Source organism: Streptococcus infantis (genome assembly GCF_047464415.1).
Taxonomy (GTDB): domain Bacteria; phylum Bacillota; class Bacilli; order Lactobacillales; family Streptococcaceae; genus Streptococcus; species Streptococcus infantis_AE.
The window spans coordinates 91,544-106,079 of the sequence record NZ_JASHBX010000008.1 but is presented as its reverse complement, the minus strand read 5'-3'; the positions used below and the strand labels follow the sequence as shown (position 1 = coordinate 106,079).

Annotated in this window: 15 protein-coding genes; 13 read left to right on the top strand and 2 right to left on the bottom strand. The window is 40.5% G+C overall.

All coding sequences use genetic code 11. The features are described from left to right. Positions 1–12: 12 nt before the first annotated feature. The 3 genes from pstB (at position 13) to QM460_RS06260 (ending at position 2,409) form a co-directional block, all read left to right on the top strand. A complete protein-coding gene (pstB, locus tag QM460_RS06270; protein ID WP_223338828.1) occupies positions 13–771 on the top strand; it encodes a phosphate ABC transporter ATP-binding protein PstB in 759 nt (252 codons plus the stop codon). Between the two features lie 11 nt (positions 772–782). Then, positions 783–1,436 carry a phosphate signaling complex protein PhoU gene (gene phoU, locus QM460_RS06265; RefSeq protein ID WP_049526968.1) on the top strand — a complete coding sequence of 218 codons (654 nt, stop codon included), beginning with the start codon at positions 783–785 and terminating at the stop codon, positions 1,434–1,436. Positions 1,437–1,593: 157 nt separating this feature from the next. Next, the gene (locus QM460_RS06260; RefSeq protein ID WP_049526966.1) at positions 1,594–2,409 is read left to right on the top strand and encodes an ABC transporter substrate-binding protein; all 816 of its coding nucleotides are present in this window, start codon (positions 1,594–1,596) and stop codon (positions 2,407–2,409) included. Positions 2,410–2,427: 18 nt separating this feature from the next. Here QM460_RS06260 and QM460_RS06255 read toward each other — a convergent pair whose 3' ends face one another. Together QM460_RS06255 and QM460_RS06250 are read right to left on the bottom strand one after the other, a co-directional pair. Further along, the gene (locus tag QM460_RS06255) at positions 2,428–3,702 is read right to left on the bottom strand and encodes a PLP-dependent aminotransferase family protein (protein WP_414289557.1); all 1,275 of its coding nucleotides are present in this window, start codon (positions 3,700–3,702) and stop codon (positions 2,428–2,430) included. A gap of 77 nt (positions 3,703–3,779) precedes the next feature. Further along, on the bottom strand, positions 3,780–4,130 hold the full coding sequence (locus tag QM460_RS06250; protein ID WP_414289556.1) for a hypothetical protein: 351 nt from the start codon (positions 4,128–4,130) through the stop codon (positions 3,780–3,782). Positions 4,131–4,213: 83 nt separating this feature from the next. On the opposite strand from QM460_RS06250, the gene budA reads away from it, so the two are divergent. The 10 genes from budA to alaS all read left to right on the top strand — a co-directional run bounded on the left by budA (position 4,214) and on the right by alaS (position 14,461). Then, positions 4,214–4,942: an acetolactate decarboxylase gene (gene budA / locus QM460_RS06245; RefSeq protein ID WP_414289555.1), complete on the top strand. Its 729-nt coding sequence runs from the start codon at positions 4,214–4,216 to the stop codon at positions 4,940–4,942. A 12-nt stretch (positions 4,943–4,954) separates the two neighbouring features. Then, positions 4,955–5,707, top strand: a complete 753-nt coding sequence (locus QM460_RS06240; RefSeq protein ID WP_414289554.1) for a YhfC family intramembrane metalloprotease — start codon at positions 4,955–4,957, stop codon at positions 5,705–5,707. Positions 5,708–5,824: 117 nt separating this feature from the next. Further along, a complete protein-coding gene (gene murB, locus QM460_RS06235) occupies positions 5,825–6,730 on the top strand; it encodes a UDP-N-acetylmuramate dehydrogenase (RefSeq protein ID WP_414289553.1) in 906 nt (301 codons plus the stop codon). A gap of 161 nt (positions 6,731–6,891) precedes the next feature. Beyond that, positions 6,892–8,049, top strand: coding sequence for an ABC transporter ATP-binding protein (locus tag QM460_RS06230; RefSeq protein WP_045763348.1), 1,158 nt, complete (start codon positions 6,892–6,894; stop codon positions 8,047–8,049). Next, entirely contained in the window at positions 8,030–8,836 is an 807-nt protein-coding gene (locus tag QM460_RS06225) for an ABC transporter permease (RefSeq protein WP_000754116.1), read from the top strand. The genes QM460_RS06230 and QM460_RS06225 overlap by 20 nt, the downstream gene beginning before the upstream one ends. After that, on the top strand, positions 8,833–9,606 hold the full coding sequence (locus QM460_RS06220; protein WP_045763347.1) for an ABC transporter permease: 774 nt from the start codon (positions 8,833–8,835) through the stop codon (positions 9,604–9,606). Before QM460_RS06225 ends, QM460_RS06220 begins: the two co-directional genes overlap by 4 nt. Continuing rightward, complete coding sequence (locus QM460_RS06215; protein ID WP_045763346.1) at positions 9,603–10,673, top strand: ABC transporter substrate-binding protein; 1,071 nt, start codon at positions 9,603–9,605, stop codon at positions 10,671–10,673. The genes QM460_RS06220 and QM460_RS06215 overlap by 4 nt, the downstream gene beginning before the upstream one ends. Before the next feature lie 142 nt (positions 10,674–10,815). Next, on the top strand, positions 10,816–11,067 hold the full coding sequence (locus QM460_RS06210) for a hypothetical protein (RefSeq protein WP_060955564.1): 252 nt from the start codon (positions 10,816–10,818) through the stop codon (positions 11,065–11,067). Between the two features lie 273 nt (positions 11,068–11,340). After that, on the top strand, positions 11,341–11,826 hold the full coding sequence (locus QM460_RS06205) for an LURP-one-related/scramblase family protein (protein ID WP_045763344.1): 486 nt from the start codon (positions 11,341–11,343) through the stop codon (positions 11,824–11,826). A 16-nt stretch (positions 11,827–11,842) separates the two neighbouring features. Beyond that, positions 11,843–14,461 (top strand): alanine--tRNA ligase, encoded by a 2,619-nt coding sequence (gene alaS, locus QM460_RS06200; RefSeq protein WP_414289552.1) that lies wholly within the window; start codon positions 11,843–11,845, stop codon positions 14,459–14,461. Positions 14,462–14,536: the final 75 nt, after the last annotated feature.

Sequence of the window (14,536 nt, the reverse complement as noted above, 5' to 3'; positions counted from 1 at the left end):
AAAGGGAACAGTATGACAGAACCGATTTTACAGGTTTCAGACCTGTCAGTCTATTACAATAAAAAGAAGGCCTTGAATAGTGTTTCCTTATCATTCCAACCCAAGGAAATTACGGCCCTTATCGGTCCGTCTGGATCTGGGAAATCAACACTTCTAAAGGCTATTAACCGAATGGGTGACCTTAATCCTGAAGTGACGACAACTGGATCAGTGGTTTATAACGGTCACAACATCTATAGCCCTCGTACCGATACAGTTGAATTGCGTAAGGAAATTGGAATGGTATTCCAACAACCCAATCCTTTCCCTATGTCTATCTATGAAAATGTCGTTTATGGCCTCCGCATAAATGGAGAAAAGGATAAGCAGGTCTTAGATGAAGCAGTGGAGAAGGCTTTACAGCGTGCTTCAATCTGGGATGAAGTCAAAGACCGTTTGCATGACTCTGCTATTGGTCTTTCAGGTGGTCAACAACAACGTGTTTGTGTAGCACGCGTATTGGCGACTAGTCCTAAAATCATCCTTTTGGATGAACCAACTTCAGCCTTGGACCCTATTTCTGCTGGTAAGATTGAGGAAACCTTGTATGGTCTAAAAGACAAATACACCATGCTCTTGGTCACTCGTTCTATGCAGCAGGCATCTCGAATCTCTGATAAGACAGGATTTTTCCTCAATGGAGATTTGATTGAATTTAACGATACCAAGGAAATGTTCCTCTATCCTCAACATAAGGAGACAGAGGACTACATTTCAGGTAAATTTGGATAAGGAGTGAGAAGATGTTACGATCTCAATTTGAAGAAGATTTAGAGAAATTGCATAATCAGTTTTATGCCATGGGACAGGAAGTTCTTTCCCAAATCAATCGTACTGTACGTGCTTTTGTCACCCATGACCGTGACTTGGCTAAAGAAGTCATAGAGGAAGATGCAGAAGTAAACGAATACGAAGTGAAACTTGAAAAGAAATCATTTGAAATGATTGCCCTACAACAGCCAGTTTCACAGGACTTGCGAACAGTTTTGACAGTTTTAAAAGCTGTTTCAGACCTAGAACGTATGGGAGACCATGCAGTATCTATCGCAAAAGCAACTATTCGTATGAAGGGTGAGCAACGTATCCCTGCAGTTGAAGAAGAAATTAAAAAAATGGGTCGTGAAGTAAAAAACTTTGTTGAGGCTGCTTTAGAACTTTATTTGAATGGTTCTGTGGATCAAGCCTATGAAGTTGCAACTATGGATGAAAATATCAACCATTACTTTGATAATATTCGAGACCTTGCTACAGAGGAAATCAAGAAACATCCTGAAGCAATCATCACAGGTCGTGATTATTTCCAAGTTATTTCTTACTTGGAACGCATTGGTGACTATGCAAAAAATATCTGTGAATGGGTTGTTTACTTTGAAACAGGTAAGATTGTTGAATTGTAAGATTGATTAATTATGCAAAAAAAGGAGCTTATTAGTAAGTAGAAGCTCCTTTTTTGAAAGAAAAATTGAAAATCTTTCATAAAAATTTAGAATATGCTTGACAAACAAAGTTTATAGAGTTATAATTATACAAAATTAACAGAGAGGTTGTTTATTTATGAATTTTAAAAAATGGATATTTGTTTTATGTAGTTTTCTTGCAAGCTTCTTTTTAGTAGCTTGCCAATCGTCTAGCTCAAGCTCACAGTCTGCAGTGGAGGCTATCAAACAAAAAGGAAAATTAGTGGTTGCAACTAGTCCAGACTATGCTCCCTTTGAGTTTCAATCCCTTGTAGATGGTAAGAACCAAGTCGTAGGTGCTGATATTGACATGGCGCAAGCAATTGCTGATGAACTTGGAGTGAAATTGGAAGTTTCAAGCATGAGTTTTGATAATGTCTTGACTAGTCTTCAGACAGGTAAGGCTGATTTGGCCATTGCGGGAATCAGTGCAACTGAAGAAAGACAAGAAGTCTTTGATTTCTCAATTCCTTACTATGAAAATAAAATTAGCTTCCTTATCAGAAAGTCAGATCTTGAAAAATACAAGGATTTGGACTCTCTAGCAAGTGCTAATATTGCAGCTCAAAAAGGAACTGTTCCTGAATCCATGGTCAAAGAGCAACTTCCAAAGGCACAGTTGACATCTTTGACAAACATGGGTGAGGCAGTCAATGAGCTTCAATCAGGTAAGGTTGATGCCGTTCATATGGATGAGCCAGTAGCACTAAGCTATGCTGCTAAGAACTCAGATTTGGCTGTAGCTACAGTAAGCTTGACTATGAAAGAAGGCGAAGCAAATGCCGTAGCTATCAAAAAAGGTAACTCAGATTTGAAAGAAGTAGTTGATAAGGTCATCCAAAAACTGAAAGATGACGGAACTTACCAAACTTATCTTGAAAAAGCTGCTAAGCTAACAGAAGTAGAACAATAAAAAATAACAGAGTTGGACTCAGTCCAGCTCTGTTTTTAAATAGCTTAATGTTTCTTCAATATTTTCTAGGGGAACTTTTGCAAAGCGATAGGGACAAGTCCCTATGTAGGATGATTCGAAAAAGTCGAGATTTAAAGGACTGTGCTTGATACTTGCAATCTTAGGATAATCTCTAAGATCAAGTAAGACTCCATCATGGAGAGAATAGATTGGCAAGGAAATGGGATAGTTATTTAAAAGTTTTTGGATGTGCTCCTGACTTTTTTCCTGAAGTGCTAATCTTGCGAGTCTGTTTTTCTCAAAGAGTTGACTATCAATATAGAGTGATAGAGCCTTTTGCATGATAAGGTTATTGTCATAGTCGAGAATGTTTTTATAGGTTACAAAAGCTTCCTTGATAGTGTTTGGAAGAAGAAGGGCAGTAATCCGAAGGGCAGGAAATAGACTCGTAGAAAAGGACTTGATATAGATGACCAAATCATGCTGGTCCAAATAATGAAAGGTTTGACCCATTTTAGGATCCAAGTCACCCAGGTAGTCATCCTCAACGATATAAATCTGATATTTTGCAGCTAAGTCAAGGATAGCAAGTTTTTCCTCTTCAGAATAAGAATGGCCCAGAGGATAGTGGAAACGTGGAATGGTATAGAAGAACTTAATCTTTCCGCTTTTAAACTGTTCCTCAAGTTCTTTCAGGTCAATGCCGTCCACTCGACGTTCAATGGTTTGAAAGGGAAGATTTTGAGCTAGTAGCAGCTGGTTCATTCGATGATAGGTCGGTTGTTCGACCAGTATTTCCTGAGCTTGACCTGGAAAATCGATCTGAGAAAGAATAAACAGTGCTTGTTGGGTTCCAGACGTCACGACCAACTGGTCTGCCTTACTATAAATGGCTTGATCAAAGAGCAATGTCTGTACAGACTGACGTAATTCTTCTAAACCTTCTTGATGTTCATAGTAGTTGTAGAGATAATTTTCTCGCCCAATCAAGCTCTCATTGACACACAGACGAAAATCATCATAGGCAGCTGCGTGTTCATCATTGACTGAGATAATTAGATCTTCATGACTGGTTTGTTGCTCCAATACATAATAACCACTTTGAGGTTTGGAGTAGATATATTTCTGGTATCGGAGTTCTAAGAGTGCGCGCTGTATGGTGTCTTTACTACAGTGAAAATCTTGACTGAGTTTTCGGATAGATGGTAGGCGACTTCCAGTGGGAAATCTACCTGATTCTATCTCATTTTTTAGATAGTGAACGACTTGTTCATATTTGCTTTCTTGCTTCATCCCAGACCTCTCATGATTTTGTTACATTGTACCTTTTTTTTAGAAGTTTGGCAATGTTATACTCTTCGAAAATCTCTTCAAACCGCGTCGACGTCGCCTTGCCGTATACGTAGGATACTGACTTCGTCAGTTCCATCTACAACCTCAAAGCAGTGCTTTGAGCTGACTACGTCAGTTCTATCCACAACCTCAAAACAGTGTTTTGAGCTGACTTCGTCAGTCCTATCCACAACCTCAAAACAGTGTTTTGAGCTGACTACGTCAGTTCCATCTACAACCTCAAAGCAGTGCTTTGAGCTGACTACGTCAGTTCCATCTACAGCCTCAAAACAGTGTTTTGAGCTGACTACGTCAGTTCCATCCACAATCTCAAAGCAGTGCTTTGAGCAACCTGCGGCTATTTTCCTAGTTTGCTCTTTGATTTTCATTGAGTATTAAAAGGCAGTCTAGCATTCAATTCTAATCAGAAATGTGATATACTTAGTAAGTAAAATTTTCAAAGAAGAGTGAGATGATAAAGGTGCAAGAACCAGTTAAATTATTCCAATACAATACTTTGGGAGCCTTGATGGCGGGACTTTACGGTGGAACCATGACCGTTGGTGAATTGCTTGAACATGGTGATTTAGGATTAGGAACCCTGGATTCTATCGATGGAGAATTGATTGTCTTAGATGGGAAAGCATATCAGGCTAAGGGTTCAGGTGAGAAACCTGAAATCGTTGAAGTTTCACCAGATGCCTTGATCCCCTATGCAGCAGTTGTACCCCACCAGGCAGAAGTTATTTTCCGTCAGCGTTTTGAAATGACTGATCAGGAACTTGAAAAACGTATTGAGTCCTATTATGATGGAGAAAATCTATTTCGTTCGATTAAGATTCATGGTGATTTTAAGCATATGCATGTTCGTATGATTCCAAAATCAACAAGTGAAACGAAGTTTGCTGAGGTTGCGACTCATCAGCCTGAATATAGCTGTGACAATGTCTCAGGAACTATCGTTGGTTTCTGGACACCTGAAATTTTCCATGGAGTTAGTGTTGCTGGTTACCATCTACACTTTATCTCAGATGACCTAACCTTTGGTGGCCACGTTATGGACTTCGTTATCAATGAAGGGATTGTAGAGGTGGGAGCTGTTGACCAGTTGGATCAACGTTTTCCTGTTCAGGACCGTCAGTATCTATTTGCTAAGTTTAATGTTGACGAGATGAAAAAAGATATCGAACAGGCAGAATAAAAGGAGTCAAATATGAAAATTCATGTAATAATAACGATGCTGGCTTTATTCGCCTTTCTCATTGCAGCAGTTTGGTATGCAAGAAAGCAATACAAGATTAATTTTGCAGTTTTGGGCCTTGGGGCAGTTGCATTTTTTGCCTCTTCTCAAGTCTTGGAGAAAATCGTTCATCTCTTGGTTCTCCACCCACAAAAGGATGGGACAGTTCCACTCATGACGGGAAATCCTCTTCTCTATGTGATTTATGGCATTTCTATGGCTGCTATCTTTGAAGAAACAGCTCGACTTATTTTCTTTAAATGGTTGGAGAAGAAAAGAACTTTGGAAGATTCAGATGCTCTTGCTTATGGATTGGGGCATGGTGGTTTAGAGTTGATTTATATCGGGATTGCAAGTTTACTCAATCTCTTCATCCTCTTTTCAGCAGTAGAATCGCAAAATCCAGCCATCATGCAACTCTTGCCTGAAAGCACGCTTGCTACGATTAACAATCTAGCAGCATGGCAGATTTACCTTTTGGGACTAGAGAGAATCTTAGCCTTGCTTCTTCAAGTCGGTTTGACCTTCTGGGTTTATCAAGCAGTTCGCCAAAAGAAATGGATTTACCTAGTAGCGGCTTATGGTTTACACGCCCTATTTGATTTGGCTCCGAGCCTATCTCAAGTTGGTTGGTTGTCAAATCCACTTCTCGTAGAAGGATTGTTGGCAGCAGAAGTTATTATTTTTATTTACTTTACAAAAACAATCTTTTATAAAAAGCAATAATACAAAAAAGAGGTTCATCCTCTTTTTAGTTTGAGCTTTTGAAAAAGCTAACCAAATCATCGAAAAATAGAGCTAAAAATGGTATAATGGAATGAATTTTATAAAAGGATTAGAAAAATGACCGTATTAGATAAACTAAAAGAAACCTTAGAAGGAATCGATATTCGATTCGATGAACCGTTAAAAACTTATACCTATACCAAAGTTGGAGGGAAGGCAGATTATTTAGTTTTTCCACGCAATCGCTATGAGATGGCTCGTGTGGTAAAATTTGCCAATCAGGAAAACATTCCTTGGATGGTTCTTGGAAATGCAAGTAACATTATCGTTCGTGAGGGTGGAGTACGTGGTTTTGTAATCATGTGTGACAAGCTTAATAATGTTTCTGTTGATGGCTATACCATTGAGGCTGAAGCTGGAGCAAACTTGATTGAGACTACACGTATTGCCCTCCGTCATAGCTTGACTGGTTTTGAGTTTGCTTGTGGTATTCCAGGAAGCGTCGGTGGTGCAGTCTTTATGAATGCTGGTGCCTATGGTGGAGAGATTGCTCATGTTCTCCAGTCTTGTCAGATTTTGACTAAGGAAGGTGAAATCGAAACCTTGTCTGCTAAGGACTTAGCTTTTGGTTACCGTCATTCAGCCATTCAAGAATCTGGTTCAGTAGTCTTATCAGCTAAATTTGCACTATCGCCAGGAAATTATGAGACTATCAAACAAGAAATGGACCGCTTGACCCACCTTCGTGAACTCAAACAACCTTTAGAGTATCCTTCTTGTGGTTCAGTCTTTAAACGTCCAGTGGGTCATTTTGCTGGGCAATTGATTGCAGAAGCTGGTTTAAAGGGATATCGTATTGGTGGCGTAGAAGTTTCAGAAAAGCATGCAGGCTTTATGGTCAATATTGCTGATGGAACTGCCAGAGATTATGAAGACTTGATTGAGTCTGTCATTGAAAAAGTTAAAGAACACTCAGGTGTTACTCTTGAGCGAGAAGTTCGTATCTTGGGTGAACATGAGTAAATACTAGAAATAGCTTAGCTGCTACTAACTAGAATGTAGTGGGTGTGAAAGCCTAGCGGTAGCGAAGATGCATGCAGGAGGTCTAACTCCCTGCAAGAGGTAGTGACGGCCTGACAGAGCCCTGATCTGTTAATCTATGAAAAAGAAGGAATTTATGACAATTGAAAAAACCAATTATCGAATTCAAAAACGTTTCTAAAGTTTTTGAAGATAGCAACACTAAGGTTCTCAAAGATATTAATTTTGAGTTGGAAGAAGGGAAATTTTATACACTGCTAGGAGCATCTGGTTCAGGAAAATCAACCATCCTCAATATCATTGCAGGTTTGCTAGACGCAACGACTGGAGATATTTTACTGGATGGCGTGCGAATCAATGATATCCCAACTAATAAGCGCGATGTTCATACAGTCTTCCAATCTTATGCCTTGTTTCCGCATATGAATGTCTTTGAAAATGTTGCCTTTCCATTGCGTTTGCGTAAGGTCGATAAAAAAGAAATCGAACAACGTGTATTAGAAGTTCTCAAGATGGTACAGTTGGAAGGTTTCGAAAAACGTTCTATTCGTAAGCTTTCTGGAGGACAACGCCAGCGTGTAGCTATTGCGCGTGCGATTATCAACCAGCCTCGTGTGGTACTCTTGGATGAACCTTTGTCAGCCTTGGACTTGAAGTTGCGAACAGATATGCAGTACGAACTGCGTGAACTGCAACAGCGATTGGGCATTACCTTTGTCTTTGTTACCCACGATCAAGAAGAAGCCTTGGCCATGAGTGACTGGATCTTCGTTATGAATGACGGTGAAATTGTTCAGTCAGGAACACCAGTTGACATCTACGATGAGCCAATCAACCACTTTGTTGCAACCTTTATCGGTGAATCAAACATCTTGCCAGGAACCATGATTGAGGACTACTTGGTCGAGTTCAACGGCAAACGCTTTGAAGCGGTCGATGGTGGTATGAAGCCAAATGAACCGGTTGAAGTGGTGATTCGCCCAGAAGACTTGCGCATAACACTTCCAGAAGAAGGCAAGCTCCAAGTTAAAGTTGATACCCAGCTTTTCCGTGGGGTTCACTATGAGATTATCGCTTATGATGAACTGGGCAATGAATGGATGATTCATTCAACACGTAAGGCCATTGTTGGTGAGGAAATCGGTCTTGACTTTGAACCTGAAGATATCCACATCATGCGTCTCAACGAAACCGAAGAAGAGTTCGATGCTCGTATCGAAGAGTACGTAGAAATCGAAGAGCAAGAAGCAGGTCTGATTAACGCGATCGAGGAGGAAAGAGATGAAGAAAACAACCTCTAAACTCTTTGTAGTGCCCTACATGCTTTGGATTGCACTCTTTGTATTGGCACCTTTGGTCTTGATTTTTGGACAATCCTTTTTCAACATTGAAGGCCAGTTCAGTTTAGAAAACTATAAATCCTATTTTGCGTCACAAAATTTAACCTATCTCAAAATGAGTTTTAACTCAGTTCTCTATGCTGGGATTGTAACTCTAGTGACGCTTCTTATCAGCTATCCAACAGCCCTCTTTTTGACTCGTCTCAAACACCGTCAACTCTGGCTCATGCTGATTATTTTGCCAACATGGATCAACCTTCTCCTCAAGGCCTATGCCTTTATCGGGATTTTTGGGCAAAATGGCTCTATCAACCAATTCCTCGAATTTATCGGAATCGGTTCGCAGCAGTTGCTTTTTACGGATTTCTCATTTATCTTTGTTGCAAGCTATATCGAGCTTCCATTTATGATTTTGCCTATCTTCAACGTTTTGGATGATATGGATAACAATCTCATTAATGCCAGCTATGACCTCGGTGCGACCAAATGGGAAACTTTCCGTCATGTTATCTTCCCTCTGTCAATGAATGGAGTGCGAAGTGGTGTCCAATCTGTCTTTATCCCGAGTTTAAGTCTCTTCATGCTGACACGTTTGATTGGGGGGAACCGAGTGATCACCTTGGGGACTGCTATCGAGCAGAACTTCCTGACAAACGACAATTACGGTATGGGTTCAACTATCGGTGTTGTTCTTATACTGACCATGTTTATCACCATGTGGGTGACTAAGGAAAGGAGAGAACGATGAAAAAATTATCAAATCTCTACCTAGCCTTTGTCTTTATCGTCCTCTATCTGCCAATCTTTTACTTGATTGGTTATGCCTTCAATGCTGGGGATGATATGAATAGCTTTACAGGCTTTAGTTTGTCTCACTTTGAAACCATGTTTGGCGATGGGAGACTCATGCTGATTTTGGTTCAGACCTTTTTACTAGCCTTCCTATCAGCCTTGATTGCGACTGTCATTGGGACTTTTGGTGCCATTTACATCTACCAATCACGCAAAAAATATCAAGAAGCCTTCCTATCACTCAATAACATTTTGATGGTTGCACCAGACGTTATGATTGGTGCCAGCTTCTTGATTCTCTTTACCCAACTCAAGTTTTCACTTGGTTTTCTGACGGTTCTGTCTAGTCATGTGGCCTTCTCCATTCCAATCGTAGTGCTTATGGTTTTGCCTCGATTGAAAGAGATGAATGGGGATATGATCCATGCGGCCTATGACCTTGGAGCTAGCCAGTTCCAGATGTTTAAGGAAATTATGCTTCCTTACCTAACACCGTCTATCATTGCAGGATACTTCATGGCATTCACTTATTCATTAGATGACTTTGCTGTGACCTTCTTTGTAACAGGGAATGGTTTTTCAACTCTCTCAGTTGAGATCTACTCTCGAGCTCGTAAGGGAATTTCGCTGGAAATCAATGCTCTTTCAGCCTTGGTCTTCCTCTTTAGTATTATCCTGGTTGTCGGATATTACTTCATTTCACGTGAGAAGGAGGAGCAAGCATGAAACGACTCTATTCATTTTTAGCAGGAATTTTAGCGATTATCCTTGTCTTATGGGGAATTTCTTATCATCTTGACAGTAAAATCAATAGCCGTGATAGTCAAAAATTGGTTATCTACAACTGGGGAGACTATATCGCCCCTGAACTTCTGGAAAAATTTACAGAAGAAACAGGAATCCAAGTCCAGTATGAGACCTTTGACTCCAACGAAGCCATGTACACGAAAATCAAGCAGGGTGGAACGACTTATGATATTGCCATCCCAAGTGAGTACATGATTAACAAAATGAAGGACGAAGACCTTCTAGTTCCACTGGATTATAGTAAGATTGAGGGCATTGAGAATATCGGTCCAGAGTTTCTCAATCAGTCCTTTGATCCCAACAACCAGTACTCTATCCCATACTTCTGGGGGACCTTGGGAATTGTCTACAATGAAACTATGGTGGAAGAAGCGCCTGAACATTGGGACGACCTTTGGAAGCCAGAGTATAAGAACTCCATTATGCTTTTTGATGGGGCGCGTGAAGTACTTGGTTTAGGTCTTAACTCACTAGGCTATAGCCTCAACTCTAAAGATCCACAGCAGTTGGAAGAAACGGTAGATAAGCTCTATAAGCTAACACCGAATATCAAGGCTATTGTTGCCGATGAGATGAAGGGTTACATGATTCAGAATAATGCTGCCATCGGTGTGACCTTCTCTGGTGAAGCTAGTCAGATGCTAGAGAAAAATGAAAATCTTCGCTATGTCGTTCCGACAGAGGCCAGCAACCTTTGGTTTGACAATATGGTTATTCCCAAAACAGTCAAGAACCAGGATGCAGCCTATGCCTTCATCAACTTCATGTTGAAACCCGAAAATGCTCTTAAAAATGCAGAGTATGTCGGCTATTCAACACCAAACAATCCTGCTAAGGAAATGCTCCCTGAGGAGACCAAAGAAGACAAGTCCTTCTATCCTGATGCAGACACTATGAAACACCTAGAGGTCTATGAGAAATTTGACCATAAATGGACAGGAATCTACAGCGACCTCTTCCTACAATTTAAGATGTATCGAAAGTAGAAGTTAGCAGTCACGAAACGAATCAGTCAATCTGGTTCGTTTTTTGAATAGTTGTATAGCTTTATATTTTTACTATCCTATTTGCTTATTTTATAGCCTAGTAGTATACTAAGTTTATAATAATAGAAAGCGGTAACAAATCATGAAAATGTCTACTTTTTTCAAAAAAAGTTATTGGCCAACCTTTTTGATTGTTAACGAAACAATTATACTATTCCATTTAAAGGATGGCTTGGATCGACAATACCTAACAACTGATTCCATACATTTGGTGATAGGTTACTTTATATTTGCAAATATTTTTGTATTTATGTATAGCAATTCGAAAACTTGGAATAAAAGTTGGGATAAAAAGAAAAATGGCAGTAAGAAAAAATATATACTGAAAAAGTAACCAGAGATATAGGGAGTTGGTTATTTAAATGAGGATTATTTCCAGTTGACGCAGACTTAAAAAAACGATATAATAAGAAAGTTGAGAATTGATTTTCTCTCCATCTTAGTTCAGAGAATTGGCGGTGCTGCGAGCCATCTAAGATAGAAAATCATGCTACTCAATCTAACAATTGCATAAGAATCAAAGAATGACAAGTTCATTGAATGAAGGTGGTACCGCGGTTTTTCGCCCTTCGTGATATGGATTTGTCTTTTATTTTTGGAGGTGTTTATGAGAACATTTCTTGTCAAACAAAAATTTCGCCTAGGTGGTGAACGCTTTGATATCAAGGATGAAATGGGCAATGTCGCCTATCAGGTTGAAGGTTCATTTTTTAAGATTCCTAAAACTTTTACCATCTATGATGTTGCTGGTGAACAGGTCAGTGAGATTAGTAAAGAAGTCTTAACTTTCCTACCTCGTTTTGAAATTCAACTGAGTAATGGCGATCATTTTTATATTCGGAAGAAGTTGACTTTCTGGAAGGATAAGTATGAGTTTGACAATCTCGGCCTTCGTATCGAAGGAAATGTCTGGGATTTGAATTTTAAATTGCTGGACGACCGTGACCAAGTGATTGCTGAGATTACCAAGGAACTCTTCCATTTAACCTCTACCTATACCGTAACCGTCTATGACGAATCTTATGCAGACCTAGTCATTTCCCTCTGTGTCGCTATCGACTATGTGGAAATGCTAGAAAGCCAATCAAATTAGTAAAAAGGAGATACATATGAAACAATTATCTAGTGCACAAGTCCGCCAAATGTGGCTTGATTTCTGGGCTACAAAAGGCCACTCAGTAGAACCATCCGTTAGCTTGGTTCCAGTAAACGACCCAACACTTTTGTGGATCAACTCAGGGGTTGCCACTCTTAAAAAATACTTTGATGGAACCATCATTCCTGAAAACCCACGTATTACCAATGCTCAAAAGGCAATCCGTACCAACGATATCGAAAACGTAGGGAAGACTGCTCGTCACCATACTATGTTTGAAATGTTGGGGAACTTCTCAATCGGGGATTACTTCCGTGACGAAGCAATTACATGGGCATATGAGCTTTTGACAAGCCCTGAGTGGTTTGACTTCCCTAAAGACAAACTTTACATGACTTATTATCCAGATGACAAGGATTCATACAACCGCTGGATTGAAGTGGGAGTAGATCCAAGTCATTTGATTCCAATCGAAGACAACTTCTGGGAAATCGGTGCTGGACCTTCTGGACCTGACACAGAAATCTTCTTCGACCGTGGAGAAGCCTTTGACCCTGAAAACATCGGTCTTCGTCTTCTTGCAGAAGATATCGAAAACGACCGTTATATCGAAATCTGGAACATTGTATTATCACAATTTAACGCTGACCCAGCAGTCCCTCGTAGCGAGTACAAAGAATTGCCACACAAAAACATTGATACGGGGGCTGGTTTAGAGCGTTTGGTAGCAGTGATCCAAGGTGCTAAGACCAACTTTGAAACAGACCTCTTCATGCCGATCATTCGTGAAGTTGAGAAATTATCTGGTAAGGTTTACGACCAAGATGGCGACAACATGAGCTTCAAGGTTATTGCAGACCATATCCGCTCTCTTTCATTCGCTATCGGTGATGGTGCGCTTCCTGGAAATGAAGGCCGTGGTTATGTCCTTCGTCGTCTTCTTCGTCGTGCCTCTATGCATGGTCAAAAATTGGGTATCAATGAGCCTTTCCTTTACAAACTCGTTCCAACTGTTGGAAAAATCATGGAAAGCTACTACCCAGAAGTGCTTGAAAAACGTGACTTTATTGAGAAAATCGTTAAGAGCGAAGAAGAGTCATTTGCTCGTACTCTTCACTCAGGTCAACACTTTGCCCAAGGTATCGTAGCAGACTTGAAAGAAAAAGGTCAATCTGTCATCGCCGGTCAAGATGTCTTTAAACTCTATGATACATACGGATTCCCAGTAGAGTTGACAGAAGAAATCGCTGAAGAAGCTGGTATGACTGTAGACCGTGAAGGTTTCGAAGCAGCCATGAAGGAACAACAAGAACGTGCGCGTGCATCTGCTGTCAAAGGTGGATCTATGGGTATGCAAAATGAAACCCTTCAAAACATCACTGTAGAAAGTGTCTTCAACTACAATGCTAGCCAATTGTCTTCTAAGTTGGTGGCTATCGTAGCTGACAATGCTGAAGTAGAATCTGTATCCGAAGGAACTGCGTCACTTATCTTTGCAGAGACACCTTTCTACGCTGAAATGGGTGGACAAGTTGCGGACCATGGTCAAATCTTGGATGCTGCAGGAAATGTTGTAGCTACAGTAACAGACGTTCAAAAAGCACCAAACGGACAAGCATTGCACACCGTTGAAGTTCTTGCTCCTCTTGCTCTGAACCAAGAATACACTTTGGCCATCGATAGCAATCGTCGTCATCGTGTCATGAAGAACCACACAGCCACTCACTTGCTCCATGCGGCTCTTCACAATATTCTTGGCCACCATGCTACTCAAGCAGGATCACTTAATGAAGTAGAATTCCTTCGTTTTGACTTCACTCACTTCCAAGCTGTCACTCCTGAAGAATTGCGTGCTATTGAGCAACAAGTCAATGAGAAGATTTGGGAAGCCATTGCAGTGGAAACAGTTGAGACTGATATTGACACAGCTAAAGAAATGGGAGCTATGGCCCTCTTTGGTGAGAAATACGGTAAGGAAGTTCGCGTTGTCACTATCGGTGACTACTCAGTAGAGCTTTGTGGTGGTACCCACGTTGGCAATACTTCTGAAATCGGTCTCTTCAAGATTGTTAAAGAAGAAGGTATCGGATCAGGAACTCGTCGTATCTTGGCAGTGACTGGTAAGGAAGCCTTCGAAGCATACCGTGAACAAGAAGATGCACTGAAAGCAGTAGCAGCAACCTTGAAAGCACCTCAACTCAAGGAAGTTCCTCATAAGGTGGAAGGCCTTCAAGAACAACTCCGTCAATTGCAAAAAGAAAATGCAGAATTGAAGGAAAAAGCGGCAGCAGCTGCAGCAGGCGATGTCTTCAAGAATGTTCAAGAAGCAAATGGCCACCGTTACATTGCCAGCCAAGTTTCAGTATCAGATGCAGGTGCCCTTCGTACCTTTGCGGATAACTGGAAACAAAAAGATTACTCTGATGTCCTTGTTCTTGTCGCAGCTATCGGTGACAAGGTCAATGTCCTTGTTGCAAGCAAGACAAAAGAGGTACATGCAGGTAATGTTATCAAAGAATTAGCTCCAATCGTCGATGGACGTGGTGGTGGTAAACCAGACATGGCCATGGCAGGAGGAAGCAACCAAGCGAAAATCCAAGAATTGTTGGATGCAGTAGCAGGTAAATTGTAAGAAAATAAAGATCTATCCATTCGGATAGGTCTTTTTGTTTAAAAATCATAGAGCAGTTGATTTCTTTGAAGAATA

Coding starts and splice junctions, on each gene's coding strand:
- pstB (WP_223338828.1), top strand. CDS start 13: ATGACAGAACCGATTTTACAGGTTTCAGACCTGTCAGTCTATTACAAT.
- phoU (WP_049526968.1), top strand. CDS start 783: ATGTTACGATCTCAATTTGAAGAAGATTTAGAGAAATTGCATAATCAG.
- QM460_RS06260 (WP_049526966.1), top strand. CDS start 1,594: ATGAATTTTAAAAAATGGATATTTGTTTTATGTAGTTTTCTTGCAAGC.
- QM460_RS06255 (WP_414289557.1), bottom strand. CDS start 3,702: ATGAAGCAAGAAAGCAAATATGAACAAGTCGTTCACTATCTAAAAAAT.
- QM460_RS06250 (WP_414289556.1), bottom strand. CDS start 4,130: ATGAAAATCAAAGAGCAAACTAGGAAAATAGCCGCAGGTTGCTCAAAG.
- budA (WP_414289555.1), top strand. CDS start 4,214: ATGATAAAGGTGCAAGAACCAGTTAAATTATTCCAATACAATACTTTG.
- QM460_RS06240 (WP_414289554.1), top strand. CDS start 4,955: ATGAAAATTCATGTAATAATAACGATGCTGGCTTTATTCGCCTTTCTC.
- murB (WP_414289553.1), top strand. CDS start 5,825: ATGACCGTATTAGATAAACTAAAAGAAACCTTAGAAGGAATCGATATT.
- QM460_RS06225 (WP_000754116.1), top strand. CDS start 8,030: ATGAAGAAAACAACCTCTAAACTCTTTGTAGTGCCCTACATGCTTTGG.
- QM460_RS06220 (WP_045763347.1), top strand. CDS start 8,833: ATGAAAAAATTATCAAATCTCTACCTAGCCTTTGTCTTTATCGTCCTC.
- QM460_RS06215 (WP_045763346.1), top strand. CDS start 9,603: ATGAAACGACTCTATTCATTTTTAGCAGGAATTTTAGCGATTATCCTT.
- QM460_RS06210 (WP_060955564.1), top strand. CDS start 10,816: ATGAAAATGTCTACTTTTTTCAAAAAAAGTTATTGGCCAACCTTTTTG.
- QM460_RS06205 (WP_045763344.1), top strand. CDS start 11,341: ATGAGAACATTTCTTGTCAAACAAAAATTTCGCCTAGGTGGTGAACGC.
- alaS (WP_414289552.1), top strand. CDS start 11,843: ATGAAACAATTATCTAGTGCACAAGTCCGCCAAATGTGGCTTGATTTC.